The 26,645-nt window shown below is 62.1% G+C and carries 28 protein-coding genes and 1 pseudogene; 14 read left to right on the top strand and 15 right to left on the bottom strand.

Annotated elements, in window-relative coordinates; genetic code table 11:
• Positions 1-4 precede the first annotated feature (4 nt).
• Positions 5-697, bottom strand: a complete 693-nt coding sequence (locus tag ASD02_RS03285) for a glutathione S-transferase family protein (RefSeq protein ID WP_025425606.1) — start codon at positions 695-697, stop codon at positions 5-7.
• A 162-nt stretch (positions 698-859) separates the two neighbouring features.
• Between ASD02_RS03285 and ASD02_RS03280 the strand changes: the two genes are divergently transcribed.
• Positions 860-1,666, top strand: a complete 807-nt coding sequence (locus ASD02_RS03280) for an undecaprenyl-diphosphate phosphatase (RefSeq protein ID WP_025425607.1) — start codon at positions 860-862, stop codon at positions 1,664-1,666.
• A 202-nt stretch (positions 1,667-1,868) separates the two neighbouring features.
• Here ASD02_RS03280 and ASD02_RS39115 read toward each other — a convergent pair whose 3' ends face one another.
• The 7 genes from ASD02_RS39115 to dnaN all read right to left on the bottom strand — a co-directional run bounded on the left by ASD02_RS39115 (position 1,869) and on the right by dnaN (position 7,051).
• Positions 1,869-2,030: a hypothetical protein gene (locus ASD02_RS39115; protein ID WP_025425608.1), complete on the bottom strand. Its 162-nt coding sequence runs from the start codon at positions 2,028-2,030 to the stop codon at positions 1,869-1,871.
• Between the two features lie 239 nt (positions 2,031-2,269).
• Entirely contained in the window at positions 2,270-3,250 is a 981-nt protein-coding gene (locus tag ASD02_RS03275; RefSeq protein ID WP_025425609.1) for a complex I NDUFA9 subunit family protein, read from the bottom strand.
• Between the two features lie 119 nt (positions 3,251-3,369).
• Entirely contained in the window at positions 3,370-3,657 is a 288-nt protein-coding gene (locus tag ASD02_RS03270; RefSeq protein ID WP_025425610.1) for a DUF1330 domain-containing protein, read from the bottom strand.
• Between the two features lie 140 nt (positions 3,658-3,797).
• On the bottom strand, positions 3,798-4,502 hold the full coding sequence (gene pyrF / locus ASD02_RS03265; RefSeq protein WP_025425611.1) for an orotidine-5'-phosphate decarboxylase: 705 nt from the start codon (positions 4,500-4,502) through the stop codon (positions 3,798-3,800).
• Positions 4,499-5,095 carry a histidine phosphatase family protein gene (locus tag ASD02_RS03260; RefSeq protein WP_025425612.1) on the bottom strand — a complete coding sequence of 199 codons (597 nt, stop codon included), beginning with the start codon at positions 5,093-5,095 and terminating at the stop codon, positions 4,499-4,501. Before ASD02_RS03260 ends, pyrF begins: the two co-directional genes overlap by 4 nt.
• A 12-nt stretch (positions 5,096-5,107) precedes the next feature.
• Positions 5,108-5,710, bottom strand: a complete 603-nt coding sequence (pmtA, locus tag ASD02_RS03255; protein ID WP_025425613.1) for a phospholipid N-methyltransferase PmtA — start codon at positions 5,708-5,710, stop codon at positions 5,108-5,110.
• A 222-nt stretch (positions 5,711-5,932) separates the two neighbouring features.
• On the bottom strand, positions 5,933-7,051 hold the full coding sequence (gene dnaN / locus ASD02_RS03250) for a DNA polymerase III subunit beta (RefSeq protein ID WP_025425614.1): 1,119 nt from the start codon (positions 7,049-7,051) through the stop codon (positions 5,933-5,935).
• Between the two features lie 255 nt (positions 7,052-7,306).
• On the opposite strand from dnaN, the gene rsmI reads away from it, so the two are divergent.
• The 8 genes from rsmI (at position 7,307) to gshB (ending at position 15,233) form a co-directional block, all read left to right on the top strand.
• On the top strand, positions 7,307-8,236 hold the full coding sequence (gene rsmI / locus ASD02_RS03245) for a 16S rRNA (cytidine(1402)-2'-O)-methyltransferase (protein ID WP_025425615.1): 930 nt from the start codon (positions 7,307-7,309) through the stop codon (positions 8,234-8,236).
• Positions 8,226-8,594 carry a YraN family protein gene (locus ASD02_RS03240; protein ID WP_025425616.1) on the top strand — a complete coding sequence of 123 codons (369 nt, stop codon included), beginning with the start codon at positions 8,226-8,228 and terminating at the stop codon, positions 8,592-8,594. The genes rsmI and ASD02_RS03240 overlap by 11 nt, the downstream gene beginning before the upstream one ends.
• Positions 8,595-8,754: 160 nt before the next feature.
• Positions 8,755-10,053, top strand: coding sequence for an extracellular solute-binding protein (locus ASD02_RS03235; RefSeq protein WP_025425617.1), 1,299 nt, complete (start codon positions 8,755-8,757; stop codon positions 10,051-10,053).
• A 5-nt stretch (positions 10,054-10,058) separates the two neighbouring features.
• Positions 10,059-11,054, top strand: coding sequence for an ABC transporter permease subunit (locus ASD02_RS03230; RefSeq protein ID WP_025425618.1), 996 nt, complete (start codon positions 10,059-10,061; stop codon positions 11,052-11,054).
• A 10-nt stretch (positions 11,055-11,064) separates the two neighbouring features.
• Entirely contained in the window at positions 11,065-11,907 is an 843-nt protein-coding gene (gene ugpE / locus ASD02_RS03225) for a sn-glycerol-3-phosphate ABC transporter permease UgpE (RefSeq protein WP_025425619.1), read from the top strand.
• Positions 11,908-11,971: 64 nt separating this feature from the next.
• Positions 11,972-13,087 (top strand): sn-glycerol-3-phosphate import ATP-binding protein UgpC, encoded by a 1,116-nt coding sequence (locus ASD02_RS03220; protein WP_025425620.1) that lies wholly within the window; start codon positions 11,972-11,974, stop codon positions 13,085-13,087.
• Positions 13,084-14,076 (top strand): endonuclease, encoded by a 993-nt coding sequence (locus ASD02_RS03215; RefSeq protein WP_025425621.1) that lies wholly within the window; start codon positions 13,084-13,086, stop codon positions 14,074-14,076. The genes ASD02_RS03220 and ASD02_RS03215 overlap by 4 nt, the downstream gene beginning before the upstream one ends.
• Before the next feature lie 209 nt (positions 14,077-14,285).
• Complete coding sequence (gshB, locus tag ASD02_RS03210; protein WP_025425622.1) at positions 14,286-15,233, top strand: glutathione synthase; 948 nt, start codon at positions 14,286-14,288, stop codon at positions 15,231-15,233.
• Positions 15,234-15,448: 215 nt separating this feature from the next.
• Here the strand turns inward: gshB and ASD02_RS03205 are convergent, their stop codons facing one another.
• Together ASD02_RS03205 and ASD02_RS03200 are read right to left on the bottom strand one after the other, a co-directional pair.
• Complete coding sequence (locus tag ASD02_RS03205; RefSeq protein ID WP_025425623.1) at positions 15,449-15,823, bottom strand: hypothetical protein; 375 nt, start codon at positions 15,821-15,823, stop codon at positions 15,449-15,451.
• A 62-nt stretch (positions 15,824-15,885) separates the two neighbouring features.
• Positions 15,886-16,650 (bottom strand): TylF/MycF family methyltransferase, encoded by a 765-nt coding sequence (locus tag ASD02_RS03200; RefSeq protein WP_225906194.1) that lies wholly within the window; start codon positions 16,648-16,650, stop codon positions 15,886-15,888.
• A gap of 331 nt (positions 16,651-16,981) precedes the next feature.
• Here ASD02_RS03200 and ASD02_RS03195 point away from each other — a divergent pair.
• Together ASD02_RS03195 and ASD02_RS03190 are read left to right on the top strand one after the other, a co-directional pair.
• Positions 16,982-18,513, top strand: a pseudogene (locus ASD02_RS03195) (YifB family Mg chelatase-like AAA ATPase).
• A 351-nt stretch (positions 18,514-18,864) separates the two neighbouring features.
• Positions 18,865-19,356, top strand: a complete 492-nt coding sequence (locus tag ASD02_RS03190; RefSeq protein WP_025425625.1) for an SRPBCC domain-containing protein — start codon at positions 18,865-18,867, stop codon at positions 19,354-19,356.
• Positions 19,357-19,823: 467 nt separating this feature from the next.
• Here the strand turns inward: ASD02_RS03190 and cysK are convergent, their stop codons facing one another.
• Both cysK and ASD02_RS03180 read right to left on the bottom strand, forming a co-directional pair.
• The gene (cysK, locus tag ASD02_RS03185; RefSeq protein WP_025425626.1) at positions 19,824-20,792 is read right to left on the bottom strand and encodes a cysteine synthase A; all 969 of its coding nucleotides are present in this window, start codon (positions 20,790-20,792) and stop codon (positions 19,824-19,826) included.
• Between the two features lie 137 nt (positions 20,793-20,929).
• A complete protein-coding gene (locus ASD02_RS03180) occupies positions 20,930-21,547 on the bottom strand; it encodes a LysE family translocator (protein ID WP_057219968.1) in 618 nt (205 codons plus the stop codon).
• Positions 21,548-21,721: 174 nt separating this feature from the next.
• On the opposite strand from ASD02_RS03180, the gene ASD02_RS03175 reads away from it, so the two are divergent.
• On the top strand, positions 21,722-22,354 hold the full coding sequence (locus ASD02_RS03175; protein ID WP_025425628.1) for a LysE family translocator: 633 nt from the start codon (positions 21,722-21,724) through the stop codon (positions 22,352-22,354).
• Between the two features lie 282 nt (positions 22,355-22,636).
• Here the strand turns inward: ASD02_RS03175 and ASD02_RS03170 are convergent, their stop codons facing one another.
• A complete protein-coding gene (locus tag ASD02_RS03170) occupies positions 22,637-22,942 on the bottom strand; it encodes an NIPSNAP family protein (protein WP_025425629.1) in 306 nt (101 codons plus the stop codon).
• Complete coding sequence (locus ASD02_RS03165) at positions 22,939-23,853, bottom strand: DMT family transporter (protein ID WP_025425630.1); 915 nt, start codon at positions 23,851-23,853, stop codon at positions 22,939-22,941. Before ASD02_RS03165 ends, ASD02_RS03170 begins: the two co-directional genes overlap by 4 nt.
• Positions 23,854-23,986: 133 nt before the next feature.
• On the opposite strand from ASD02_RS03165, the gene ASD02_RS03160 reads away from it, so the two are divergent.
• Positions 23,987-24,424 (top strand): Lrp/AsnC family transcriptional regulator, encoded by a 438-nt coding sequence (locus ASD02_RS03160; RefSeq protein ID WP_025425631.1) that lies wholly within the window; start codon positions 23,987-23,989, stop codon positions 24,422-24,424.
• Between the two features lie 64 nt (positions 24,425-24,488).
• Here ASD02_RS03160 and dut read toward each other — a convergent pair whose 3' ends face one another.
• On the bottom strand, positions 24,489-24,962 hold the full coding sequence (dut, locus tag ASD02_RS03155) for a dUTP diphosphatase (protein WP_025425632.1): 474 nt from the start codon (positions 24,960-24,962) through the stop codon (positions 24,489-24,491).
• Positions 24,963-25,052: 90 nt separating this feature from the next.
• Between dut and ASD02_RS03150 the strand changes: the two genes are divergently transcribed.
• Positions 25,053-26,636 carry a peptide chain release factor 3 gene (locus tag ASD02_RS03150; RefSeq protein WP_057219967.1) on the top strand — a complete coding sequence of 528 codons (1,584 nt, stop codon included), beginning with the start codon at positions 25,053-25,055 and terminating at the stop codon, positions 26,634-26,636.
• The last annotated feature ends 9 nt before the right edge of the window (positions 26,637-26,645 follow it).

The following is a 26,645-nucleotide window of genomic DNA, read 5'->3' as shown; positions in this document are numbered from 1 at the left end:
ATCCTCAGAAATCGAGATCCGCATAATGCGGAACCGGTGTGATACCGCGCACGCGCTCGGAGAGCAGCGGGCGGAAGGAGGGGCGGGACTTCAGCCGCTGATACCATTCCTTGGCGGTCGGCGCGTCCGACCAGTCGATCTCGCCGAGATAGTCGAGCACCGAAACCGTCGCGGCCGCCGCAAGGTCGGCATAGGAGATCCGGTCGCCTGCAAGCCAGGGCCGCGACCCGGCAAGCCACGACAGGTACTTCATGTGCTGGCGGATATTGGCGCGCGAGGTGCGCAGCACCTTGCTGTCAGGTGCGCCGCCGCCCTGGTCCGGCGTCATCTGCAGTTTGAAGATGCGCTCGCGCACCAAGGGGCGCGTCACGTCGGCTTCCATCTTGTGAAGGAACCATTCGGCCAGCCGGCGGATTTCGGCGCGCTGGAACGGATCTTCCGCCAGAAGCCGCCGATCTCGCTTCATGATGCCGTTCGTCTCGTCGAGATATTCCGAGATGATCGTGGCGCCACAAAGCGCCCTCATACTGTCGTCAACATAGACCGGTAACGTGCCCGCCGGATTCAGCGTCAGAAAGTCTCGCCGGTTTTCCCAGGGCTGTTCCTCGGTCAATTCCGTCTGGTAGCCGTATTCCGAAAGGATCAGGCGCACGAACCGCGAAGCGGAGGACATGGGGTGATGGTACAGTGTCGGCATCGATGATCTGGCTTCTTATGGTCTTTTTTCAGGGAACGTCAGCGTGGCGGCGCATGCGTCTGGCCACGGCTCATCAGAAAAAGCTATAGGAACTTGTGGTGGCAAACACAAGCGAATCAGCCTTTTCCTCCCACTCCAAAACTTATCAGGAAAATCTTATATATGGCGGATCAATCGATCATCAGCGCGCTCGTCCTCGGTCTCATCGAGGGATTGACGGAGTTCATCCCCGTGTCTTCGACGGCGCATGTGCTCCTCGCCGGGCACTTCCTCGGCTTCAGATCGCCGGGCAACACCTTTGCCGTTCTGATACAGCTCGGCGCCATCCTGGCGATCCTGCTCGTCTATTTCCAAAGACTTCTGTCGATCGCACTGGCGCTGCCGACGAGCGTCAAGGCCCGCCGCTTCGTCGTGTCGGTGCTGCTCGCCTTCCTGCCGGCCGCCATCATCGGCGCAATCGCCCATGACTTCATCAAGACCGTGCTGTTCGAAACGCCGATCCTGATCTGTGTCGTGCTGATCATTGGCGGCTTCATCCTGCTTGCGATCGATCGGATGCCGCTGACGCCGCGCTACACCGACGTCATGGACTATCCGCCGTCGCTGGCGCTGAAGATCGGCCTGTTCCAGTGCCTGGCGATGATTCCCGGCACCTCGCGCTCCGGTGCGACGATTGCCGGCGCTCTGCTGATGGGAACGGACAAGCGGTCGGCGGCGGAGTTCTCGTTCTTCCTGGCCATGCCGACGATGCTCGGCGCCTTCACGCTCGACCTCTACAAGAACCGTGATGCGCTGTCGTTCGACGATTTCACACTGATTGCCGTCGGCTTCATCGCGGCGTTCGTCGCCGGCATCTTCGTCGTCCGCTCGCTCTTGGACTTCGTCTCGCGCCGCGGCTTCACGCCATTTGCGATCTGGCGCATCGTCGTCGGCACCGCCGGCCTTATCGGCCTCTGGATGCTCGGCTGAGAACAGCTACTGCATAATTCTCTAAATCGGATCCGATTTAAGGGCGAAATTATGCAGCAAATATAAAGAGATACAGCGTCCTTTGCGCGTCATATTTGACGCGCGGCGCTGTAAAAATAAAACCGCGTGCGTTTCAGATGAAACGCACGCGGTCCCTGGCCCCCGCCAAAAACTTGTAGCTAATCGCCCGATGGGCGCCGGCTTACTTGCCGGAAAGGTCGATCGACGCCGTCGTGCACGGGTCGACGCCATAGGCCGGCGTGCAGCCCTTGCGGCTGCTCGCGACCGTGTTCGGCGCGACGAAGGAGCCAGCCAGAATGATCAGTGCCGCAGACGCAAAAAAGATTGCGATCGACTTGCCCATGGACGCCATGCCTTTCGAGAGTGATGCTGCCGCCGCCGAGACTTACCTGTGATCGGGGCGCGGGGCGGTTTTTATGCGTTGGATATGTCTTGATCAATATCAGGACATGTTGAATCTGCGGTAAATGCCATTCGCTTTTGTCACTGCGGCAGAACTGCAACGCTGTTGCCTTGATGACACAATAAAACAGCCGCCGGCAGGGCCGGCGGCGATCGAAAGAGGCTTTCTGGGCTGCTGCCTCAGGCGGCGCGGCCGCTGCGTGTATACTGGCCCTGCGGGCGATAGCGCACGAGATAGGTCGACAGGATCGATTCCAGCATCGTCGGCGTGATGCCGATGCCGCCAAGCGTCCGGCCTTCGGATTCGGCCTTGGCCGAGACGATATTGTCGGATTTCAGCAACACCACCTGGTCGGGCGTTATCGGCGGCGTGATGAAGGGGATCATCGACGCGACGCGGCCCATCAGCGAGGCGATGCCGAAGGGCACCGATACCAGCGAGCGCTTGCGATCGATGGTCTGGAGCATGATCTCGAGACATTCGCGGAAGGTGAGGACGTCAGGTCCGCCGAGTTCGTAAATCGTGCCAGCCGACAGCTTGCCGTCGACCGAGCGGGCAACGACCTCGGCGACATCGGTGACATAGACCGGCTGGAACTTGGTGTTCCCGCCGCCGATCAGTGGCAGCGCCGGTGCGAACCGGGCCATTTGGGCGAACTTGTTGAAGAAGCCGTCCTCCGGTCCGAAGACGATCGACGGGCGCAGGATGATCGCGTCCGGCAGCGTTTCCAGGATCGCGGCTTCGGCACGCCCCTTGGTGCGGGCGTAGCTCGATTCCGACTTGGCGTCCGCGCCGATCGCCGAGATATGCGTTAGCTTGGCGCCGACATTGCGCGCGGCTTCCGCAACCGCTCGGGCGCCGAAATCCTGCACGGCGTCGAAGGTGTTGCGGCCGCTCTCGAACAGGACGCCGACGCAGTTGATGACATGGTCGGAGCCTTCGACGGCGCGGTCGACCGACTTGCGATAGCGCAGGTTGGCCTGGACGAACGAGATCTGGCCGACATTGCCGAGCGGCTGCAGGTGGCCTGCAAGATCCGGCCGGCGAACGGCAACGCGGATGCGGTAGCCGCGCTTGGCGAGTGCACGTACGACATGACGGCCGACGAACCCGGATCCGCCGAAAATCGTCACCAGCGGCGGAAGGTTGGACAAGGTCATGGGAAGTGCACTCCTGATCTCATTTGGAAGAATTGTTTGCTACATAGCCCAACAGCCGCGAGAGGTGAAGGCCAATCCTCGCGGCGGGCGGCGTTGCCGTGGTTGGCAACACTCGTCGGTCAGATGCCCTCGACGACCACCATCTCGGCGTCTGCCACCTGTTGGCGGATCGCCGCGGCAATCTGGTACTCGGGGGAATTATAGCAGTCGACAGCGGCCTGAAGCGATGGAAATTCGATGACGACGTTGCGGGCGCGAACCCCACCTTCCAGCCGCTCGAATTCACCGCCGCGCGCCAGGAAATTGGCGCCGTATTTCTCGAAGGCCGGCTTTGCGGCCGCCACATAGTCCTTGTAGCGTTCGGGGTCTCGCACATCGACCCGTGCGATCCAATATCCTTTTGCCATGCTGAACTCCTCGTCTTCAGGCATCGAAAGCAGACGGGAGTGTTACTTCCGGCAAATTCCGGGCAAGGTCAAGCGGAACGGTTGCAGAGGGCGGCGATGTACGAGAGGGATCGCCGACCTGTTGCACGCGGGTGTCACGATCAGCGCGAAAGCGCGCCGTTCATCTCGTCGAGGATGCCGCGCGCGGCGACAAGCGGATCTGCGGCTGCGACGATTGGGCGCGCGACGACGAGGTGGCTCGATCCGGCCTTCAGCGCGTCGGCGGGTGTCATGACGCGCTTCTGGTCGCCCTTCTCGGCTCCGGCCGGGCGGATGCCTGGGGTCACCAGAGCCATGTCGGGGCCGATGATCTTGCGCACCGCGGAGGATTCCTCGGCCGAGCAGACGATGCCGCCCATGCCGGCGGCACGGGCCTGTTCGGCCCGGCGCAGCACCAGCGTGTGCGGGTCGTATTCGTAGCCCGCATCGATCACGTCCTGCTCGTCCATCGAGGTGAGCACGGTAACGCCGAGCAGGCAGAGATCCGATCCCCTGGCTGCCTCGACCGCCGCCTTCATCGCCTTGGGGTAGGCGTGCAGCGTCAGCATCGACATGCCCATCTTGACGATGTTCTCGACGCCCTTGGCCACCGTGTTGTCGATGTCGAGCAGCTTCATGTCGAGGAAGACCTTCTTGCGGCTCGCGGCCAGATCGCGGGCGAACTCGAGCCCTCCGGCAAACACCAGTTGGTAGCCGATCTTGTAGAAGGTCACGTCGTCACCAAGCGTGGTAACGATCTTTTCAGCCTCTGCGATTGTCGGAAGATCCAGGCCGACGATCAGTCGGTCGCGTGCGGTCTCGGTCATGTCGCGGTCACCCCCTGCCAGAATTCCATCGGGGTCCAGTCGCATGTGAGGGCGCGATCCGCAAGACGGAACGCGAAGAGATTGCCGCCGCCGCCGCCCTTCTGGTCGGCGCTTCGGCTGATGGCGGTGCCGCCCAGCTTGCACTTCAAGAGGGTACCGACGCCGCCATGGCCGACGAAAGCGATCGGGATTTTGGCGTCGTGTTCGTCAAGGATACGAAAGACGGCAGCCGAGATGCGGGCCTGCGCGTCGACGGCGCGCTCCCAGCCGTTGAAGCTTTCGTTCGGATTGGCGAAGAACCAGTCCGCCGCCCTCTCGAATTCCGGGGGCGGCAGGAAGCCGGTGGCCGAGCGGTCGTTCTCGCCCATCGTGTCGTCGGTCTCGATCGCGACGCCGGCCGCTCCGGCCAGAAGGTTCGCGGTCTCGATCGCCTTGGTCTCGTCGCTCGAAACGATCCGCCCGAGCGTTCGAACCCACGGCTGCCGCGCCGTCGCTTCCGCTCGCGCATATCCGATCTCCGACAGTCCCCATTTCGGCACGGGAACTGCCGGATCGATCTGCACTTGCGGGTGCGTGATATACAGACCGAACAATGGTGTGCCCTGTCAGTGCGCTTTGCGGTAGACCCAGAGCTGCGCCGGGGGAATGTTGCGCACGACGAAATCGAGATGCTGGATGCTGTAGCGGTCGGGCATGGCAACCACAGGCGACAGCGGACCATAGGAGATCTGCACGACGGGACGGCCGACCGGGATGCGCGACAAAAGATCCACGATCAGCTCGACGCGACGATGCATCGGGAAATTGAGCAGCGGCACGGCAGACACGACGCTGTCGAAGGTCCGGTCCGTCATCGCGCCAAGCGTCTGCTTGAGATCGAACGCGTCGCCGTTGATGAAGTTGACGCCGGCAAAGTTTGCCTTGAGCTGCTGGTAGAAGTCGGTGGAGTACTCGACGGACACCAGATCTTCCGCTGCTAGACCGCGCTCCAGGATCGCCTTGGTGATGACGCCGGTTCCGGGGCCGAGTTCAAGAACCGGCAATCCGGAATGGGGATTGATGACGCTCGCCATGCGGCGGGCGGTGACGGAAGACGTCGGAAGGATTGCCCCGACCGCCTTCGCATTGCTCATCCACCCCTTGAAGAAACGGATCTCCTCGTCGAATTTCCGGCCAAGCCGTTCCTTCACCTTCACGCGCAAATTCATTGAACCCCTCAAAACCGTCGTCCTCTCATACGGATCGTCCGGTTCCGCTGATTCGAGCGGGGAACGGACATTGCAGACATAATGTGATCCCATCTGCGGCAAAAACAAGTCTGTCTACGCCTGAAAGCGTCGTCTTATCAACAGCACGCGAATATCAGCGCCAACAAAAAACCCGCCACGCGCGGCGTGACGGGTCTTAATTTTTCACCGCGGCACGGGCGGCTAAACCCGCATCGGCATCAGCACGTAAAGCGCGTCCTCGGCCGCCAGATCGCGCACCAGCGTCGGCGAGCCCGGGTCGGCCAGCATGAAGATGGCGTCGGTTCCCGTCAGCTGCGAGGTGATGTCGAGCAGGTATTTTGCATTGAAACCGATTTCGAGCGGGTCGTGCTCGTAGCCGACCGGCAGCTCTTCCGTCGCGCTGCCCGAATCCGGGTTGTTGACCGTCAGCGTCATCTGGCCGTCGGCCAGCGCCAGCTTCACGGCGCGTCCGCGTTCGGAGGAAATCGTCGAAACGCGGTCGACGGCCTGGGCGAAGGACTGGCAATCGACGCGCAGTTCCTTGTCGTTGTTGGCCGGTATAACGCGCTGGTAATCCGGGAAGGTGCCGTCGATCAGCTTTGAGGTCATCACGATCGAGCCGATCGTCAGGCGAATTTTGGCGTCCGATACTTCGAGCGTCACGATGATATCGGGGCTGTCGAGTAGCTTCTGCAGTTCGCTGACGGTCTTGCGCGGAATGATGATGCCCGGCATGCCCTCGGAGCCGGACGGCGCTTCGACGTCGGCGCGCGCAAGGCGGTGGCCGTCGGTTGCCACGGCGCGCAGCTTCAGGTCGCCCTTGCTCTCGACCGTGTGCACGAAGATGCCGTTGAGATAGTAGCGGGTCTCCTCGGTCGAGATCGCGAACTGCGTCCGGTCGATCAGCATCTTCAGGTCGGTCGCCTTGAGGCGGAAGGTGTGGGAGAAGCTGCCGGCCGTCAGGTCGGGGAAATCGGATTGCGGCAGGCACTGCAGTGAGAATTTCGAGCGGCCGGAGGCGACCGTCATCGCTGTGCCTTCGGCGTTGGTCGCCAGCAGCACTTCCGAGCCATCGGGCAGCTTGCGCACGATGTCATAAAGCAGGTGCGCCGGAACCGTGGTGGCGCCGGCCTGTTCCACCTGCGCCGGCGTCGCCTCGGTGATCTCGAGATCGAGGTCGGTCGCCTTCATCTCGAGGCTCGCGCCGTCGGAGCGCAAAAGAACGTTCGAGAGGATCGGGATCGTGTTTCGCCGTTCGACCACGCGGTGAACGTGGTTCAGCGACTTCAGGAGATTGGACCGCTCGAGAGTAATGCGCATGGGATGCTACCGCTTTCAACCGTTGCTGGGCGGGCGAGGCTCCCGCCGCAGCGTCAACTGCGAGTGTCCCGGCCGACCGACCGGAAGGATGTGGACCGGCAAAATGGCAGAAACAGCGCCTGAAAAGCAAGGGGTTTGACTGGCGCTGTCCCCAGATGACGCACCAGCCGGCCGCTTGGCGCCCTTGCTCTGCCATGTCGGCTCACTCATAAAGACTAAAACCGGTCAGCCGGCATCGCCATCAGGAAGCTGCAGTTGGAAAAACATAAGACGTCGGACGCCTCGGATGGGCAGAAGCAGCGCAGCTATCGGCTGCACAATGCCAGCATTCCCGCGCGTCCGCTCGATGTCGCGCTCTATCTGGTGGCGACGCCGATCGGCAATCTTGGCGACATCACCCTGCGGGCGCTTGAAACGCTTGCCGGCGCCGACGTGCTCGCCTGCGAGGACACCCGCGTCACCCGCGTGCTGCTCGACCGTTACGGCATCGTCAACCGGCCCTACGCCTACCACGAGCATAATGCCGACGAGGTCGGCCCGCGGCTGCTGGCGGCTCTTGGCGAGGGCAGATCGGTGGCGCTAGTCTCCGATGCCGGCACGCCGCTTGTCTCCGATCCCGGCTATCGCCTGGCGCAGCTGGCGATCGATGCAGGCTATCGCGTCGTGCCGATCCCAGGCGCCTCAGCCCCGCTTGCCGCCCTTGTCGGTTCGGGCCTGCCCAACGACGCCTTTCTCTTCGCCGGTTTCCTGCCGACCAAGGACAAGGCCAAGCGCGATCGGCTGCAGGAGTTGGCGACGGTGCCGTCGACGCTCATGTTCTTCGAATCGCCGCACCGGATTGCCGCCACGGTGGCGGCTGCCGCCGCCGTGCTCGGCGAAAACAGAAAGGCGGCCGTGTGCCGCGAACTGACCAAGACCTTCGAGGAATTCCGCCGTGGCACGCTCGGCGAACTCAAGGCGTTTTACGACGATGCCGGCGCGGTCAAGGGCGAGATCGTGTTCGTGATCGGCCCGCCGGACGCGCCGCCGGAACCGGAGGCCGCCGACGTTGATGCGCTGTTGACGCGGCTCATCGCCGATATGTCGACCGGCAAGGCGGCGACCGAGGCAGCAAAGCAGACGGGCCTTCCGCGCAAGGAGCTTTACGACCGGCTGCTGGAACTCAAGGGCCGCCATGGCGACTGAAGGGCCCGATCGACGCAGGCTTGGGGCTCAGAGGCGCGGTCGGTTCGCCGAGTATCGCGCGGCCCTCTGCCTGATCGTCAAAGGGTACCGCATCGTCGCCATGCGTCATCGCACCAAACTGGGCGAAATCGACATCATTGCGCGGCGGGGTGATCTCATCGCCTGCGTCGAGGTCAAGGCCCGGCGCTCGGCCGACGACGGGGTCTTCGCCGTCACCGGAACGGCGCAGCACCGCATTCGCGCGGCCAGCGATCTCTGGCTCGCACGCCAACCCGATTTCGCCAGGCTTTCCGTCCGTTACGATATCATCACGGTGACACCCTGGCGCTGGCCGCGACACCTGCCCGATGCGTTCTGAACCGGCGCGGGATGAGGGAAAATGATTGCGGTGTTCCGCCCGCATCCCGTCTTGGAACAGATTCGCGAATTTGTAATCGTCCCGACATAAAAGCGTTACCGGCCTGTCATTGAAGGCCACTAGTCCACTGCCATCCGCAACTCGGTGGAGAGGACCAGTCATGTTCAAGAAAATTTCACTCGCAGCTTTCACCCTTGCTTTTTCGGCAACCTCGTCGCTAGCCGCAACCAATATTACCTGGTGGCACGGCATGGCCGGCCGCAACGGCGAGGTCATCAACGAGATCTCGCAGAAGTTCAACGAAGCCCAGAGCGCCTGCGCGCTGACCCCGGTTTCGAAGGGCACCTATGAGGAAGCGCTCGCTTCCGGCATCGCCGCATTCCGCTCTGGCGAACAGCCGAACATTCTGCAGGTCTTCGACGCCGGTGCAGCGACCATCATCAACGCCAAGGGCGCCGTCGTTCCCGCCGAAGATCTGATCATCAAGGCCGGCCACAACTTCGACCGCAATGCCTTCATCGACGGCGTGCGCTACTTCTACGCCGATAGCGAAGGCAAGTTCGTCGGCATGCCGTTCAACTCGTCGGCCCCGATCATGTACGTGAACGACGAAGCCCTGAAAAAGGCCGGCGTCGAAGCACCGAAGACCTGGGAGGAGTTCGAGGCTGCAGCACCGAAGCTGAAAGCCGCCGGCTACATCCCGCTCGTCCAGTCGCAGCTCACCTGGCAGTTCACCGAGAACTTCTTCTCGCGCAACAACATCCAGTTCGCCACCAACAACAACGGCTACGACAGCGTCGCCGACACCAAGCTCAAGGTCACCGATCCGAACCTGGTCATGATGTTCGACAAGCTCAAGGCCTGGAAGGACGAAGGTTACTTCGCCTTTTACGGCGCCGGCTGGAACGACAACCAGAAGGTCTTCGAAGAAGGCAAGGCTGCATTCTGGATCGGTTCGTCCGGTTCGTTCGGCGGCCTGCAGAAGACGGCGCAGATGCCGTTCTCGGCGACGTTCCTGCCCTACTGGAACGCAATCGAGGGTGCCGGCACTAACTCCTTCATCGGCGGCGCGGCACTGTTTGCCATGTCGGGCAAGTCGGACGAGGAAAATAAGTGCGTCGCCGACTTCTTCCAGTTCCTGACCTCGCCTGAAATCCAATACTTCTACCACAAGGCAACCGGCTACGTGGCCATCACCAAGGCAGCCTACGAGCTTGCCCAGAAGGACGGCTACTACAAGGAAAAGCCGGTCGCGGAAGTCGGCATCAAGCAGCTGATGCTGCCGGCCGGCGACTGGTCGAAGGGCTACCGCCTCGGCTTCTACCCGCAGATCCGCGAGATCATGGAACGCGAATACGGCCGCATCTTCTCCGGTGAAACCACGGTCAAGGACGCCTTCGACACGATCGAGAAGGACGGCAACGAGCTGCTCGCCCGCTTCGCCAAGACGGCTGGCTGATCTCGATGACCTCTGGAACGGAAAGCCTCCCCGCACCGCGGGGAGGGACGGGAACGGACGGGCGTCGCTTCGGCGCCCTCCGGCTGTTCGGCGGCAAACCGAAGGACGGCGACGCGACTGCCAAGCGCGTGCAGTTCTCCTCGCCTTACCTGCCCTACCTCTTTCTCGCGCCGCAGCTGGCGATCATCTTCGTGTTCTTCTACTGGCCGTCGATCCAGGCGATCCAGTCGTCCTTTTATCTGGAAGACCCGTTCGGCTTCGGCTCGACCTTCGTCGGCATGGCGAACTACACCGACGTGCTGAAGTCGGGCGAATATCTGGGCATCTCGCGCTTCACGGCGATCTTCACCACGCTCGTCACCTTCTTCGCGCTGTCGATCGGCCTGTTGCTCGCCGTCAAGGCGGATGGGGTCATCCGCGGCAACGCCACCTACAAGACGCTGCTCATCTGGGTCTATGCGATCGCGCCCCCGGTTGCCGGCCTCATCGGCATGATGTTCTTCGACCAGCATATCGGCCCGATCGTCGAGCTTGCCCGCTGGTTCGGCTGGGATATCAAGGTCGGTCTCAACTATTTCGATACGGCTTTTTCGATGATCGTCGTCTCGGTCTGGAAGCAGATCCCTTACAACTTCATCTTTTTCCTCTCCGGCCTGCAGGGTATTCCGGTCGCGGTGCGCGAGGCGGCGGCCATGGATTGCCGCTCGGGCTTCCGCCGCTTCTGGACCGTGATCCTGCCGCTGCTCGCGCCGACCGCCTTCTTCCTTCTGATCATCAATGTCACCTACGCACTGTTCGACACCTTCGGCGTCATCGACGTCATGGTGAAAGACAAGGCGGCGAACAATCCGATCACCCTTGTCTACAAGGTCTACATGGACGGTTTCCGCGGCAACGACCTTGGCGGCTCCTCGGCGCAGTCGGTCATCCTGATGCTCATCGTCTTCGTGCTCACCATCTTCCAGTTCCGCTTCATCGAGCGGCGCGTGCACTACAATTGAGGCGGGGCCGATGTATCGCACCAAGTTTTTCGACCACGTCATCCTCCTCACCGGCGTCTTCATCATGGTGGCACCGGTCGTGGTCGCCTTCATGACGTCGACGCACGAGGCGGCGGATATCCACCGCAACGGCCTCAGCCTCAGCTGGGGCGGCCATTTCGTCGAGACCTACGAGACGGTGCTCACCCGCAAGGGCGGCTTCACCGGCAAGATCACCGGCCTCAACATGATGATGAACTCGATGATCCTCGGCCTCGGCTTCGCGCTCGGCAAGATCGTCTTGTCGATGCTGGCCGCCTATGCGATCGTCTATTTCCGCTTCCGGCTCGCGACCTTCTTCTTCTGGATCATCTTCACGACGCTGCTCCTGCCGCTCGAAGTGCGCATTCTTCCCTCCTACGAGGTGATGAACACGCTGAAGCTGACCAACACCTATACCGGCCTGATCGTGCCGCTGCTCGCGTCGGCGACGGGTACCTTCTATTTCCGTCAGTTCTTCAAGTCGGTGCCGGACGAATTGCTCGAGGCAGCGCGCATCGATGGCGCCGGCCCGTTCAAGTTCTTCATCGACGTGCTGGTGCCGCTGTCGCGCACCATGATGGCGGCGATCTTCATCATCATGTTCGTCTATGGTTGGAACCAGTATCTCTGGCCGACATTGATGACCACGGACGAAGGTTTCTTCACGCTGGTGCGCGGCATCAAGCAGATCCTGCTCGTCTGGGTCGGCTCGAACATCCCCGATTACAACGAGGCCTTTGCTCTGGCGATCCTTGCCATGCTGCCGCCGGTCCTGATCGTGGTGATCTTCCAGCGCTGGTTCATCAAGGGCCTGACGGAAAGCGACAAGTAGACAAAGGAGAGGCGAAGCCGTCTTTGCCGCTTCCTCAAACCGCAATTTACCAACGGAGGCAGCCATGGCGGCCATCACCATCGCCGAGGTCTCGAAGATCTATACCGGCAACGTCGAGGCGGTAAAGTCCGTCTCGATCGATATCGAGGACGGCGAGTTCATCGTGCTTGTCGGCCCGTCCGGCTGCGGCAAGTCCACGCTTCTGCGCATGGTCGCAGGCCTTGAAGGCATCTCGAAAGGCACGGTCAAGATTGGCCCACGCGTCATCAACGAGGTCGATCCGGCTGAGCGCGACATCGCCATGGTTTTCCAGAACTATGCGCTCTATCCGCATATGACGGTCTACCAGAACCTCGCCTACGGTCTGAAGAACCGCAAGACGCCGAAAGCCGAGATCGACGCCCGTGTAGCGGAAGCCGCGCGCATGCTGGAGATCGAGCCCTATCTCGACCGCAAGCCGCGTGCGCTTTCCGGTGGCCAGCGTCAGCGTGTGGCCATGGGCCGCGCCATCGTGCGCAAGCCGGCAGCCTTCCTTTTCGACGAGCCGTTGTCCAACCTCGACGCCAAGCTGCGCGTTTCCATGCGTGGCGAGATCAAGCGGCTGCAGAAGCGCCTCGGCACCACATCGCTTTATGTCACGCACGACCAGCTCGAGGCGATGACGCTGGCCGATCGGCTTGTGGTGTTCAACGGTGGCCGGATCGAGCAGATCGGCCGCCCGCTCGATGTCTACCATCGCCCGGCCTCGACCTTCGTCGCGAGCTTCATCGGCTCGCCCGCCATGAACCTGATCAAGGGCCGCATCGAAGGCTCGCGCCTTTCTGTCGGCACCTACAGGATCGAGCTTGGCGACAGTGCGCCGGTCGAAGGGCCGGTCACCGTCGGCCTGCGCGCCGAGGACCTGCGGCTTGCCGCCGTCGGCGAGGATGCGATGCTGTTTCAGGTCGACTATGTCGAGGAACTCGGCGCGCAACGCCTCGTCCACGGCACCATCGAGGATCAGGCGCTGACCGTGGCGCTTTCTCCCGAAATTCCCTTGTCCGGCGATCTTGCTGTCACGATTGCAACGGGCCGCCTGCATTTCTTCTCGCCCGAGAACGGCAAGCGACTGGAGCGCGGAACGTCTTTCGCCAATACTGCCGAAAGCGCTCGTCCCGTCAGCCTGGAGCCGGCATTGTGATCGAAAAGACTGTCATCAGCCTCACCGTGCCCTCGCAGGAAACCCGCGCCGGTTTCACGGCGATTGAACGTTCGATCGCAGCCCATGATGCCGTGATGGCAGCACTTCCCGAGATGAACAGCATCGAGATCGGCGGCGCGCCGTCGTCGGGCGAGCCGCTTGCCTTTCCGTTTACCATCGCCGCCTGGAACCTGGAGCGCTGCCTGTTTGCGCCGGAAAGTGCCGCGCATCTGGCGGCAACCGACGCGCCGGTCGTGCTGCTCTCGGAAATGGACAACGGCATGGCCCGCACCGGCCAGCGCCACCCGACCGCGGAGGTCGCAGCCACGCTCCAGATGCAATATGCCTACGGCGTCGAGTTCATCGAGCTCGGCCTCGGTTCCGATACTGAACTGGAATTCTGCAAGGACGACTTCAACGAAAAGGGTTTTCACGGCAATGCGTTGATGGCTGCGGTGCCGCTCGGCCGGCCGTTCATGCTCCGCCTCTGGGGCAAACGGCTGTGGTTCATGGATGGCGGCGATCAGCCGCGCGTCGGCGAACGCTTTGCCATCGGCGCGGTGATCGAGACGCAAGCCGGGCCCTTCGTTGCCGTTTCCACCCATCTCGAAAGCGCCACCACGGCGCCCTATCGCGAGCGCCAGGTGAAGGAACTGATCGAGGCGCTCGATGAAGCCTTCCTGGCCTTGCCTGTGCTGATCGGCGGCGACCTCAACACCGGCAACCACGCTGGCGGTGATTTCGAGGCCGAAGGGCTGTTCACCACGAGCGCTGCGCGCGGCTTCACCCGCCATGGCGGGCCGATCGAGCTGATGACGACCCGCCCCAGCCTGATCACGCGCTGGCCGGAGCGGGCGATGAAACTCGACTGGTTTCTGTCACGGGGCTTGAAGATCGGCGAAAGCGGGATCATTCCTTCGCTCGACGCGGACGGCCGTCCGCTTTCGGATCATGATCTCATCACCTGCGTCATCGAGGGCTTTGAATAGCCTTGCCGCTGAAGCGCTCGATGCTTGGCGCTCGAGCCTTGCCTAAGGCGAGTCCGCATTCTACATGTTGCGGGCATTTCTAGAGCGGGATGAGGAAACGTTTGCTCGGTTCTCCGCCCGCATCTCGCTCTAACGTATTAATATCGATCACGTTTATGACCTTGGATCGGACCGCTCCAAGGTCATCGCGATCTAACGGGGATAGGAAGATGGCGAAAATCGTCAATGTCGGGGTCCAGATGGACCATGTGTCGGGCATCAACATCGCAGGTGATTCCACCTTCGCGATGTGCCTTGAGGCACAGGCCCGCGGCTACCGGCTCTTCCACTACACCCCGGAGAAGCTGTCGCTGCGTGACGGCAAGGTTTTCGCCACTGCGCAGCAGATGACGTTGCGCGACGTCAAGGGCGACCACTTCACGCTCGGCGAGCCGGAACGGCTTGATCTTTCGACCATGGACGTGATCCTGTTGCGCCAGGATCCGCCCTTCGACATGGCCTACATCACCTCGACGCATCTGCTCGAGCGCCTGCATCCGAGGACGCTTGTCGTCAACGACCCGGCCTGGGTGCGCAACTCGCCGGAAAAGATCTTCGTCACCGAATTCGCTGATCTGATGCCGAGGACGCTGATTACCCGCGATGCCGCCGAGATCGCGCGATTCCGCGAGGAAATGGGCGACATCATCCTGAAGCCGCTCTACGGCAATGGCGGCGCTGGTGTGTTTCATTCCGCGCGCGACGATCGCAACATGTCGTCGCTGCTTGAAATGTTCGGCCAGATGTTCCGCGAGCCCTTCATCGCGCAGGAGTATTTGCCGGCGGTGCGCAAGGGCGACAAGCGCATCCTGCTCGTCGACGGCGAGCCGGTCGGCGCCATCAACCGCGTGCCTGCCGAGCACGACGCCCGCTCCAACATGCACGCCGGTGGCCGGCCCGAGCCGACCGAACTGACGGCGCGCGAGAAGGAAATCTGCGCCCGCATCGCACCGGCGCTGAAGGAGCGCGGCTTCCTCTTCGTCGGTATCGACGTCATCGGCGACTACATGACCGAAATCAACGTGACGTCGCCGACCGGCATCCGCGAAGTCAAGAAGTTCGGCGGCGCCGACGTCGCCAGCCTGCTTTGGGACGCGATCGAGCGCAAGCGCGCCTAGCGCAGGCGGCGCACGTGTTAGACGACAGGCGCGCGCTGTAGCCACGAGATGCTACCAGCGCGCAGACGCGCTCTGGCCGATCCCGATCGTGGTGCTGATTGGCTGGCGTCCATCACCGAGCTGTTGCAGACGCTCTATGGGAACAGGCTCCCAGCAATACCGTTCCAAAAAGGCCAGCCGAGCGAGTGCTCCCTGGACCGTGATTGGTTGCTTTGTCAGCCTATGCGCGGGCACCCGCGTCGCGTACCGAAGATGATGCGATTGCGTTCGCCACGGCTGCCGATTCCGCGAATTTCAATAATCTCCTGCGACGTCCGGCCGACGCGTGGATTGCGAAGATATCTTTGGGCTTTGTTAAGCGCCTGGCGCGGTGTGCACTGATAGGCTTCCGGCGGTCGGCGGCGATATTGCTGCTCGCCCCAGCCGTCGTCTTCGTCATAGTACCGGGGCTCGTCATAGTAGCGTGGCTGATCACGGTAGCGCGGGCCACCGCCGTCGATATAAATATCCAGATCCTGGGAAGCTGCCGCTCCTACTACGAAGGTGCACGCGATGGTGGCTATCGCACATGTTTTGATCATCCTGATCATAGGGCTCTCCTTTGACTGCCCGAGCATTTTACCGACGGAATCATGAACGGGAGCAAAACGGTTCACTGGACGACAATCACTCCCTGGCCGGTCGGCAGCGTCAAAATCGCCTGACCGTTTTTCCTCGCAAAGTCGTTCCACATCGCGTTTTGTTCCTCGCTGCCGCGGAACGCATAGTCATCGAGAACGATTGTTGCCCCCAGTACGAGATTGTCCCACACTCGTTCGATGCATTCCTTCTCGTATTGCGCGACGTTCAGGTCGATCGAAAGATAGGCAATGTTTCCGAGCGGAACGCCTTCGAGGGTATCGGGCAGCACGCCGCGAATGAGATGTGCATTGGGGAAAGGTGCAAAGTTGCGCTTCGCGACCTCAAAAACGTCCTCGTAGATGCCGGTGTTTCGCTGCGTTGTCAGGCGGCGTTCCACGTCGGTCATGTGCCCGTGCGGGATGCCGCCGAACGTGTCGAACAGCCAGAATTTGCGATCGAGCGCTTCGAAACCGAGATACCGGCACACCGTCATTGACAGAAGACCGGCGTTCACGCCGAATTCCACAAAGTCGCCTTCCAGGCGAAGCGCCCGCGATGCCGCCCAACAGCACGTGTGCGCGCGCCAGCGAACATCGGGAACGCGGCCGCGCTTCCGCCAGGCCTCCCGGTTGCCTTCCTCGGCAATGGTCCATGCTGCTGCAAACTGCGGCTCGTCCATGAACGACGTGTTCTTGTTCGTCGTCCTGAGGCCGTCAGCGGCATACCCAGGCAGCGTTTTGTCTCCATGTAGAAAGTATCGAGTGCGCTTTTTCAGTTCGCGGATGCCAACCATCATCAATCCCCTCTGGAAACATGAGGACTAAGTAGGCGTTCGAATGGCATCGGCAATCCGCCTGTGGCCGCTTGGATCCAAGTTGAGCGCAAGCGGTTGATACGTTTCGAGACCGATTGCGAACGCGCGCCGATGGCCGGCGGGCGATCTCTGGGTTTCAGCACGTCTGGTGACGGTGGGACGGTCGAGCGATGTGCTGCTCAAGCATCTGCGCGACGCAAGGCGTGATGTTCTGTTATTGTTCTTGTTTTTGTGTGTTTTCCGTGCAAGATTTATCGCTGCAACCACCGGGGTTGCGGCGGCATGGCGGGCCGCCCTGGTCGAAGAGGCGGTCATGGTTGCGCGGGTCAGTACGGTTGCATTCCAGGGGATAGAAGGTGTGCCGGTCGACGTTCAGGTGATGGTTGCACCCGGGCGGGTCGGCATGCAGATCGTTGCCTGCCCGACAAGGCCGTGGCCGAAAGCCGCGAGCGGGTGCAGGCAGCCCTTCATGCGTCTGGTCTAGCGCTGCCAGCCAAGAAAGTCACCGTCAATCTCGCGCCCGCGGATCTGCCCAAGGAAGGCAGCCACTTTGATCTCGCGATCGCGCTAGGGCTGATGGCCGCGCTCGGTGCCATCCCCGGCGACGCGCTGAATGGCTATGTGGTGATCGGCGAGCTCAATCTCGACGGTACGGTCGCGGCCGTCGCCGGCGCGCTGCCGGCCGCAATTGGCGCCAATGCGCTCGGCAAGGGGCTGATCTGTCCGGCCGAAAGCGGTCCGGAGGCCGCCTGGGCCGGCGCCGAGATCGATATTCTTGCACCCCGCAGCCTGATCGCCATCGCCAATCATTTCAGGGGCACGCAGGTGCTCTCCCGGCCGGAGCCTGCCATTCGCGCCGGCGCTACCGATCTGCCTGATCTTGCCGATATCAAGGGACAGGAGAGCGCCAAGCGGGCGCTCGAAGTCGCCGCCGCCGGCAACCACAATCTGCTGATGGTTGGACCGCCGGGCTCGGGCAAATCGATGCTGGCCTCGCGTTTGCCGTCGATCCTGCCGCCCTTGACGCCTGCCGAGCTTCTCGAAGTCTCGATGATCCACTCGATCGCCGGCCAGTTGCCGGGCGGCAAGCTGTCCGACCGGCGGCCGTTCCGCACGCCGCACCATTCCGCCACCATGGCGGCGATGATCGGTGGCGGCTTGCGAGCGAAACCAGGCGAGGCATCGCTCGCCCACAACGGCGTTCTGTTCCTTGACGAGTTTCCCGAGTTCCCCCCGCAGGTGCTTGATGCCCTGCGTCAGCCGCTGGAAACGGCGGAATGCATCATTGCCCGTGCCAACCATCGCGTCACCTATCCCGCCGCGATCCAACTGGTGGCAGCGATGAACCCGTGCCGGTGCGGCATGGCGGGTGAACCCGGCCGCACCTGCGCCCGTGGCCCGCGCTGCATGAGCGATTACCAGGCGCGCATCTCCGGCCCGCTGATGGACCGGATCGATCTGCGCATCGACGTACCGGCTGTCAGCGCCGCAGACCTGATCCGGCCGATGGCGGCAGAGGCCAGTGCTGCTGTGGCAAGACGTGTCGCCCGCGCCCGGCAATTGCAGATCGATCGCTTCGCCGCGCTCGGCAGTCGCGAGCCATCCAGCAACGCCCGCTGCTCGACGGCGATGATCGAACGCATTGCCGAACCGGATGCAGCCGGCCTGCAGTTGCTGCGCGACGCTGCCGAAAAACTGAAGTTCTCAGCGCGCGGCTACCACCGCGTCCTGAAGGTGGCGCGTACGCTCGCAGATCTCGATGGCAGCGCGACCGTCGGCCGGCTGCACTTGGCCGAAGCGATCTCCTACCGCATCGCCGGCGAGCGTCTGCAAGCGGCCGCCTGACGGTCGTTGACGGCGTCGGGCAGTCGCCGTCCGCGTTACCTGCAATTGCGGTTTCGGAAGTCGGCGACTTTGCTTTTGTATGCTGCCGCACAATTCCTGACATGCGCATCGACCCAAGTTGGAAACTAACGGGGCAAGTTTGGAGCCTTGCCGCGTCCACTGGGCGCCATGTCTGACTGGCGGAGTCGCGGCGCTCTGCGGCGATGGTCGTCCTTCGTTGCAGGTTCTCTCGAGTGGTCATTGCAACGCTTCTTCCGCGCTTGCCGTCGGCAATAGGCGGAAACGGTCGAGTGCCCCATCTTGATGACGGCACCGGATACTTGCCGCACTGCTCAATTTGGGAGGTTTGTCATGACGAACGGTTCGCTCAGACGAACGGATAGCGCCGAACGTGTGATCGTGGCGTCCGCGCAGGTGGTTTATCTGGCACTGCTTGATCCGAAAGCCGTGACGCGATGGCTGCCCCCGGAGGGGATGACGGGCCATGTCCATGCATTTGAGGCGAAAGAGGGCGGTCGCTATCGCATGGCGCTCGTCTACGATAAATCCGAACATGGCAATCGCGGCAAGACGTCGGATGAGACCGATATTGTCGAGGGGCGCTTCGTCGAGTTGCGCCCGAATGAACGCGTCGTGCAGCAGGTGGAGTTCGAATCCGAAGATCCGGCATTTGCCGGGATCATGACGATCACCTGGGCACCGGAGACGATATCCGGTGGCACCCGGGTGCGTGTAACCTGCGCGAATGTTCCTGAAGGCATATCGCGGGAGGATCACGAGGCGGGTCTTTCATCGACGCTTGCCAATCTTGCTGGTTTCACCGAGCGAAACCCCAGAGCATAGCTTCCTAAAGCATGTCGCGCAAAAGTGTGCAGCGGTTTTGCGATAACGACATGCGCAAAAACAAGAGCTTAAAGCGCAGAAAGCGAATCTGAAAGATCGCGGCGCGAAAAGCATGTCGCGCAAAGTGTTCAGCGGGTTCGCGATCACGACATGCGCAAAAAACAAGAGCTGAAAGGGCAGCAAGCGAATCCTGGAGATCGTGAAGCGCTTTCGAGCGCTTCGAGAAAAAGTACGAAGCGGAATCTCGTCAGAATTCGTAAAAACAAGAAGATAGAGCGCTTTTGCGCCTCCGTTTAAACCGGAACATTCTCAATGAAGAGAACGGATGCCGGTGTTTCAGGCCAGCGACGTGGTTTGAAGGTCCGGTTTGGCGCACGCGGGGCCGGCGGTGACGCCCGCAGTCCAGCAGTGGGCAACAAAAAAGGGCGCCCGAAGCGCCCTTTCGTTTGCACTTTGCAATGATCGGCTTACGCGCCCAGGCCTTCGAACAGAACCGTCGAAAGGTACCGCTCGGCAAAGGATGGGATGATGACGACGATGTTCTTGCCGGCGTTTTCCGGGCGCTGGCCGATCTCGATGGCGGCGGTGAGGGCCGCACCCGAGGAGATGCCGACCGGCACGCCTTCGAGCCGGGCAACGAGCCGGGCGATCTCGACGGCTTCGCCGCTGTTGACGGTGACGACTTCGTCATAGACGCTGGTGTCGAGGATCGCGGGCGCGAAGCCGGCGCCGATGCCCTGGATCTTGTGTGGGCCAGGGTTTCCGCCCGAAAGCACGGGCGATTCCTCTGGCTCGACGGCGATCACCTTGATCGACGGCTTGCGTGCCTTCAACACTTGGCCGGCGCCAGTGATTGTGCCGCCGGTGCCGATGCCCGAGACGAGGATGTCGACGCTGCCGTCGGTGTCGTTCCAGATCTCCTCGGCCGTCGTCTTGCGGTGGATTTCCGGGTTGGCCGGGTTTTCGAACTGCTGCGGGATGATGGCATACGGCAAGGTCTCGACCAGCTCCTGCGCCTTGGCGATCGCGCCCTTCATGCCCTTGGCGCCCTCGGTCAGTACCAGCTCGGCGCCGAACAGCGCCAGCATCTTGCGGCGCTCGACCGACATGGTTTCCGGCATGGTGAGGATCAGCTTGTAGCCCTTGGCGGCGGCGACGAAGGCGAGCGCAATGCCGGTGTTGCCCGAGGTCGGCTCGACCAGTGTCGTGCGGCCGGGAACGATCTTGCCCTGCGCTTCCAGGCTCTCGATCATGGCAACGCCGATGCGGTCCTTGACCGAAGCGATCGGGTTGAAGAATTCGAGCTTGGCGAGAAGGTTGGCCTTCACGCCCTTTTCCTTGGCAAGCTTGTCGAGCCGCACGATGGGAGTGTCGCCGATCGTTTCCGTGATCGAGGAGTAGACGCGGCCGCGGCCGGGCTTGCGCGTGTCAGACATTAAGTTTCTCCCTTGGGTGTGACGATTTGGTTGTGACAATAGGGGCCATGCCCGTTCTATTCCAGAACGGTAACCGCGACGCGACGATCAGCCGGAGGAAAAACCACCGGCGGAAGCCCAGTCCGGGGAATGTTTTTTCAGGCGGCGCGGGTAGCGATATAGGCGGCGGTGCCTGCCAGCACGCCAGCGGCAACGCGGTTCAGCGCCAGCAATGCCTTGGGCTGTTTGAGCAGCGTGCGCGCCCGTGCGGCAAGCAGGATATAGGGCAGAAGCACGGTCAGCAGCACGAGGAACGTCGCGATCAAAAGCAGCCCGTATTCGCGCGGCCCGATCACCGCAATGTCGATCAGCGTCGGCACCAGCGCCACATAAAACAGCATTGTCTTCGGGTTGCCGAGCGTGACCAATAGGCCCGAAAGGAACGACATCGACACGCTTGCGGATGTCTTCGCCTTGATGTCCTGCGGCAACAGGCCGGCGGTCCAAAGCTTCCATGCGATGTAGCCGAGGTAGAGCACGCCGGCGAACTTGACGATCAGGAAAGCGGTCGTGAAGGTCTGGGCGATCAGCGCCAGGCCGAGCACCACGGCGGTCAGGTAAACCATGTCGCCGAGGATCAGGCCGAGCCCCATGAAGAAGGTCTCGCGAAAGCCGGAGCCGAGCGCTCGCGCAACGAGCGCCGTCACGCCGGGGCCGGGAATGATGGCTGCGATGAAGAGAGCGCCGCTATAGGCAAGCAGGGCTGCAAGCGTCATGATCGTTCCTCCCGGGTGGCGACGCCGCTTTTACCAAAGAGCGTCGAAAATGGAAATCGGGATCGGCGGGCGAGCGGCAATTTCGCGACAAAATTGATCGGGTGACAAGTCTGGCGTTGCCCGGTTTTTGGAGATGCGTAGAGCTTTGGGAAATACTCAATAAAGGCGCGCGTTATGCCCGAGATCCAAAACATCATCGGCTTTGCCCTCATTGCTCTCGGCATGGTGCTGACACCCGGGCCGAACATGATCTACCTGATCTCCCGCTCGATCAGCCAGGGGCCGGCGGCCGGCCTGATCTCGCTTGGCGGCGTCGCGCTCGGTTTCGTCGTCTATATGGTCTCGGCGGCGCTCGGCATCACCGCGCTGCTCTTGGCCGTGCCTTTCGCCTATGATGTCCTGCGGCTCGCCGGTGCCGGATATCTCGTCTATCTCGCCTGGCAGGCGGTCAGGCCCGGCGGGCGCTCGCCGTTCCAGATCAAGAACCTGCCGAAGGACGGTCCGCGCAAGCTGTTCCTGATGGGCTTCCTGACGAGCCTGCTCAACCCGAAGGTGGCCGTGCTCTATCTCTCGCTCCTGCCGCAGTTCATCCGCCCGGAGGCGGGCAATGTGCTGGCGCAGTCGATGATCTTCGGCTCGATCCAGATCGCCACCAGTGTCTCGGTCAACGCGATGATTGCGCTGGCGGCAAGTTCTATCGCCGCCTTCCTGGCCGGGCGTCCCCTGTTCATGGTCGTGCAGCGCTGGGCGATGGGCACGGCACTGTTCGGCTTTGCCCTCAGCATGGCCGCCGAAGCGCGCCGTTGAGACATGTCGCGCAAAAGTGGGCAGCGGCTTTGCGATCACGACATGCGCAAAAACCAAAGCTTTAAGCGCAGTCAGCGAATCCTACTGCATGTTTCGTTAAATCCTATTCGATTTAGCGATAAAAACATGCAGCCATTCAAAGTGCTACAGCGACCTTTGCGCGTCTAATAGGACGCGCGGCGCTGTAGAGATCGCGACGCGTTTCAGATAAGCGGCCTCTATCGGGCTTCAGGCAATTCGCTGCCGCGCGCCGCTCTACGGCGACACGCGGCGTGGTCTTTCCTATTCGAACACCGGCCGCATGAAGCTGCGCTCGTAGCTGACGATGCAGCGCGTCTTTTCGCCGAAGGCGAAAGCCTCCAGGCATTCCGGGTCCTTGGCCATTTTCCCGCGATAGACTTCATATTCGGCCAGGCTCGGGAAGGTGAAGAGCGCCAGTGCGATGTTGTTTGCGCCCTCGTGCGGCATGAAATAGCCGTGATGGGTGCCGCCGAGCCGGTTGACGAGCGGTATCCAGAGCTTGGCGTAGTGCTCGAACTCGGCCAGCTTGTAAGGGTCGATAACGTATTTCAGATAGCAGGTGATCATGCGGTTCTCCCTTCGCGTCTCCGCTTGATAGGCGAGGGCAGGCGAAGTTTCCAGCCGAGATTCATGCCGGCTGCGGCGACCAGGATGGCGATCGAACCGAAGATCTGGATCGGCTGCAGCGCATGGCCGAAAGCCAGCCGATCGACGACGATGGCAGCGATCGGGTAGATGAAGGATAGCGCCCCGGTCATGTGCGTCGGCAGCCGCTGGATCGCGCCGTAAAGCAGCACATACATGATGCCGGTATGGATGACGCCGACGGCAATCAGGATCGACCACTGTTCGGCGCCGGAAGGTGCCGGGGCGGCAAGCGCCATCGGCGCCAGCATCAGCGTGCCGGTGACCACCTGGATCAACGCGATCAGATGCGGAGGCGTTCCCTTGAGCAACTTCGTCAACAGGGCCGCGATCGCGTAGAAGAAGGCGGCACCGATCGCAAGCGCGATGCCGATCAGGTAATCCTCCGGCGCAAAGCCGCCGCCGGGCTTGGCTGAAATGATCGCCAGCATGCCGGCAAAGGAGATCGAAAGCCAGAACACCTTGGTCGCGGTGATCTTTTCGCCGAGGAACAAGGCTCCGAGCCCCAAAAGCATGAACGGCTGGGTGTTGTAGACCATCGTCGCGATCGAGATCGAGGCATGCGAATAGGCCGCAAACAGCAAGAGCCAGTTGACGACGATGGCGATGCCGCCGGCAATCGACAGGAGCACCGTCCGCCGGGTGAAATGGCGCCGGTCGAGCAGGCCGAGCATGGCCGCGATCGCCACCAGCGTCACCGCGCCGAATACGCAGCGCCAGAAGACGACGCTCGTCACCGGCTGGCCCGACATCAGCACGAACCAGCCGATCGTGCCCGATATCAGCATGGCCGCCGTCATCTCCGCACTGCCTCTTTTAATGTCTGCGCCCATGGCGATCACTCCTCGGTTGAGGCTCCAAGATTAATCGGCCAGAGCGCAGGTTTATATGGAGGATCGCAGGTGTTTCTGCTATTATACCTCATCATCTAAGATGGTTTCGATCTTTTGGCTTATGAGGTTGCCCATGCTCGATGAACTCGATCGCCGCATTCTGGGTATCCTGGCGGCGAATGCGCGCGTGTCGCTGAAGGAGCTGGCGCAGGAGGTGGGTCTGTCCTCGCCAAGTGCCGCCGAACGTTTGCGCAAACTGGAGGAACGCGGCGTCCTCGACGGCTTCACCATCGCCCTCAATCCGGTGAAGCTTGGTTATCCGCTGCAGGCGATCATCCGCGTGCGGCCGATGCCGGGCATGCTGCATATCGTCGAGAAATTGATCCAGGAGACGCCGCAGATCGTCGAATGCGACAAGGTCACCGGCGACGATTGCTTCATCGCCAAGCTGTTCGTGCGCGATATGGGGGAACTGGACACGCTGCTCGATCGCATCGCCGAGAAGGCGCAGACCAATACGTCGATCGTCAAGTCGACACCGGTCAAGCGGCGCTTGCCGCCGCTTATCTGATCCAACGTTTCGAGATCACGCAATTCCGGACGGAAAACCGCTTCGCACTTTTCCTGGAAATGGTCTAGACGCCCGTGGAGCCGAAGCCACCGGCACCGCGTGCCGTGTCGCTGGCGCTGTCGGCTTCCCGAACGCTCACCTGTGTCACTGGCGCGATCACCATCTGCGCAATGCGCATGCCGCGTTCGATGACGAAGTCCTCGTCGCCGAGGTTGACCAGCAGAACCTTCACCTCGCCGCGATAATCGCTGTCGATCGTGCCCGGAGTGTTGAGGCAGGTGATGCCGTGCTTGAAGGCAAGGCCCGAGCGCGGACGGATCTGCGCCTCATAGCCGGCCGGGATCTCGAAGATGAAGCCGGTCGGCACCAGCGCCCGCTTTCCTGGCGCAAGCGTCATCGGCTCGCCGACTGCCACTGCGGCGCGCAGGTCCATGCCGGCAGCACCCTCGGTCTCATAGGCCGGCAGGTCCAACGCCTCGGCATGCGGCAGGCGGATGAAGGTCAAGGCGGGTTTTGTCTGGGGCGTGTGCATGGTCATCGTTTCATAAGCCGGGCGCTCACTGCGCCGGTCAATTGCATAATGAGGGCTGAGCCTGTAAAGACGCCGCAACTCACAGGAATCTACGACATGGCCGAAAGTCTCGCCGAGGCGGTCTCCCGCCGCCGCACATTTGCGATCATCGCCCACCCGGACGCGGGTAAAACCACACTCACCGAAAAGCTGCTGCTGTTCGGCGGCGCCATCCAACTCGCCGGCGAGGTCAAGGCCAAGAAGGATCGCATCCAGACCCGTTCGGACTGGATGAAGATCGAGCGCGAGCGCGGCATCTCGGTCGTCACCTCGGTGATGACCTTCGAATATGGCGGCAATGTCTTCAACATTCTCGACACCCCCGGTCACGAAGACTTCGCCGACGACACCTACCGCACGCTGACGGCGGTCGATGCGGCGATCATGGTCATCGACGCGGCAAAGGGTATCGAGCCGCGGACGCTGAAGCTGTTCGAAGTCTGCCGCATGCGCGACATCCCGATCATCACCTTCGTCAACAAGATGGACCGCGAGAGCCGTGACCCCTTCGAGATCCTCGATGAAGTCGAAGAAAAGCTGGCGCTCGATTGTGCGCCGGTGACCTGGCCGATCGGTCGCTCCAAGACCTTCTGCGGCTCCTATCACCTTGCCGACAACACCGTGCGCGGTGCCGATACGCAGGAAGTGCTGACCAGGGTCAACGGTCCTGAGATGGTGGCTCACCGCCTGCCGGAAAACGAGGGCGATGCTTTCATCGAAGAGACGTCGCTGGCGATCGAGGCCTGCAAGCCGTTCGACAAGAAAGCCTTCCTTGAAGGTCACCTGACGCCGGTCTTCTTCGGCTCGGCGCTCCGCAACTACGGTGTGCGCGACCTGATCAACGCGCTTGGCGAGATCGCCCCGCCGCCGCGCGACCAGGTTGCCGACACGCGCACGGTGCATGCGACCGACGACAAGATGACCGCCTTTGTCTTCAAGATTCAGGCGAACATGGACCCGAACCACCGCGACCGCATCGCCTTTGCGCGCGTCTGCTCCGGCAAGCTGGAGCGCGGCATGAAGGCGCGGCTGTCGCGCACCGGCAAGCAGCTGGGTCTGAGCGCCCCGCAGTTCTTCTTCGCTTCACAGCGCCAGCTGGCCGACACGGCCTATGCGGGCGATGTCGTCGGCATTCCGAACCACGGAACCCTGCGCATCGGCGACACGCTCACGGAAGGCGAACATCTCGTTTTCCAGGGCGTGCCGAACTTCTCGCCGGAAATCCTGCGCCGCGTGCGACTTGAGGATGCGATGAAGGCCAAGAAGCTGAAGGAAGCCCTGCAGCAGATGGCGGAGGAGGGCGTCGTGCAGCTGTTCTCGCCGGAAGACGGCTCACCGGCGATCGTCGGCGTCGTCGGCGCGCTGCAGCTCGACGTTCTGAAGGAGCGCCTGCAGGCCGAATACGGCCTGCCTGTCTCCTTCGAAATGTCGCGCTTCTCCGTCTGCCGCTGGATTTCGGCCGATCAGCCTGGTGACCTCGACAAGTTCGTCACTGCCCGTCGCGGCGATATCGCCCGCGACCTCGACGGCGACCCGGTGTTCCTGGCGCAGGACAGCTTCTCGCTGCGCTATGAGGCTGAACGTTATCCCGCGATCAAGATGGTCGCGATCAAGGAATATCACGTCGCCAAAGCGGCGTGAGAAGGCGGC

It is taken from the genome of Ensifer sp. Root1252 (assembly GCF_001425885.1).
Classification (GTDB): Bacteria; Pseudomonadota; Alphaproteobacteria; order Rhizobiales; family Rhizobiaceae; genus Ensifer; species Ensifer canadensis.
This window is presented reverse-complemented; position numbering and strand designations above follow the sequence as displayed.

Excerpts from the sequence above, each read along its gene's own strand:
- ASD02_RS03205 (WP_025425623.1), bottom strand. The coding sequence starts at position 15,823 with ATGATCAGGATGATCAAAACATGTGCGATAGCCACCATCGCGTGCACC.
- gshB (WP_025425622.1), top strand. The coding sequence starts at position 14,286 with ATGGCGAAAATCGTCAATGTCGGGGTCCAGATGGACCATGTGTCGGGC.
- ASD02_RS03220 (WP_025425620.1), top strand. The coding sequence starts at position 11,972 with ATGGCGGCCATCACCATCGCCGAGGTCTCGAAGATCTATACCGGCAAC.
- ASD02_RS03165 (WP_025425630.1), bottom strand. The coding sequence starts at position 23,853 with ATGGGCGCAGACATTAAAAGAGGCAGTGCGGAGATGACGGCGGCCATG.
- ASD02_RS03240 (WP_025425616.1), top strand. The coding sequence starts at position 8,226 with ATGGCGACTGAAGGGCCCGATCGACGCAGGCTTGGGGCTCAGAGGCGC.
- ugpE (WP_025425619.1), top strand. The coding sequence starts at position 11,065 with ATGTATCGCACCAAGTTTTTCGACCACGTCATCCTCCTCACCGGCGTC.
- pyrF (WP_025425611.1), bottom strand. The coding sequence starts at position 4,502 with ATGACCGAGACCGCACGCGACCGACTGATCGTCGGCCTGGATCTTCCG.
- ASD02_RS03170 (WP_025425629.1), bottom strand. The coding sequence starts at position 22,942 with ATGATCACCTGCTATCTGAAATACGTTATCGACCCTTACAAGCTGGCC.
- ASD02_RS03285 (WP_025425606.1), bottom strand. The coding sequence starts at position 697 with ATGCCGACACTGTACCATCACCCCATGTCCTCCGCTTCGCGGTTCGTG.
- ASD02_RS03270 (WP_025425610.1), bottom strand. The coding sequence starts at position 3,657 with ATGGCAAAAGGATATTGGATCGCACGGGTCGATGTGCGAGACCCCGAA.
- ASD02_RS03190 (WP_025425625.1), top strand. The coding sequence starts at position 18,865 with ATGACGAACGGTTCGCTCAGACGAACGGATAGCGCCGAACGTGTGATC.
- ASD02_RS03200 (WP_225906194.1), bottom strand. The coding sequence starts at position 16,650 with ATGATGGTTGGCATCCGCGAACTGAAAAAGCGCACTCGATACTTTCTA.
- cysK (WP_025425626.1), bottom strand. The coding sequence starts at position 20,792 with ATGTCTGACACGCGCAAGCCCGGCCGCGGCCGCGTCTACTCCTCGATC.
- ASD02_RS39115 (WP_025425608.1), bottom strand. The coding sequence starts at position 2,030 with ATGGGCAAGTCGATCGCAATCTTTTTTGCGTCTGCGGCACTGATCATT.
- ASD02_RS03160 (WP_025425631.1), top strand. The coding sequence starts at position 23,987 with ATGCTCGATGAACTCGATCGCCGCATTCTGGGTATCCTGGCGGCGAAT.
- ASD02_RS03180 (WP_057219968.1), bottom strand. The coding sequence starts at position 21,547 with ATGACGCTTGCAGCCCTGCTTGCCTATAGCGGCGCTCTCTTCATCGCA.
- dut (WP_025425632.1), bottom strand. The coding sequence starts at position 24,962 with ATGACCATGCACACGCCCCAGACAAAACCCGCCTTGACCTTCATCCGC.
- ASD02_RS03230 (WP_025425618.1), top strand. The coding sequence starts at position 10,059 with ATGACCTCTGGAACGGAAAGCCTCCCCGCACCGCGGGGAGGGACGGGA.
- pmtA (WP_025425613.1), bottom strand. The coding sequence starts at position 5,710 with ATGAATTTGCGCGTGAAGGTGAAGGAACGGCTTGGCCGGAAATTCGAC.
- dnaN (WP_025425614.1), bottom strand. The coding sequence starts at position 7,051 with ATGCGCATTACTCTCGAGCGGTCCAATCTCCTGAAGTCGCTGAACCAC.
- ASD02_RS03175 (WP_025425628.1), top strand. The coding sequence starts at position 21,722 with ATGCCCGAGATCCAAAACATCATCGGCTTTGCCCTCATTGCTCTCGGC.
- ASD02_RS03280 (WP_025425607.1), top strand. The coding sequence starts at position 860 with ATGGCGGATCAATCGATCATCAGCGCGCTCGTCCTCGGTCTCATCGAG.
- ASD02_RS03275 (WP_025425609.1), bottom strand. The coding sequence starts at position 3,250 with ATGACCTTGTCCAACCTTCCGCCGCTGGTGACGATTTTCGGCGGATCC.
- ASD02_RS03235 (WP_025425617.1), top strand. The coding sequence starts at position 8,755 with ATGTTCAAGAAAATTTCACTCGCAGCTTTCACCCTTGCTTTTTCGGCA.
- ASD02_RS03150 (WP_057219967.1), top strand. The coding sequence starts at position 25,053 with ATGGCCGAAAGTCTCGCCGAGGCGGTCTCCCGCCGCCGCACATTTGCG.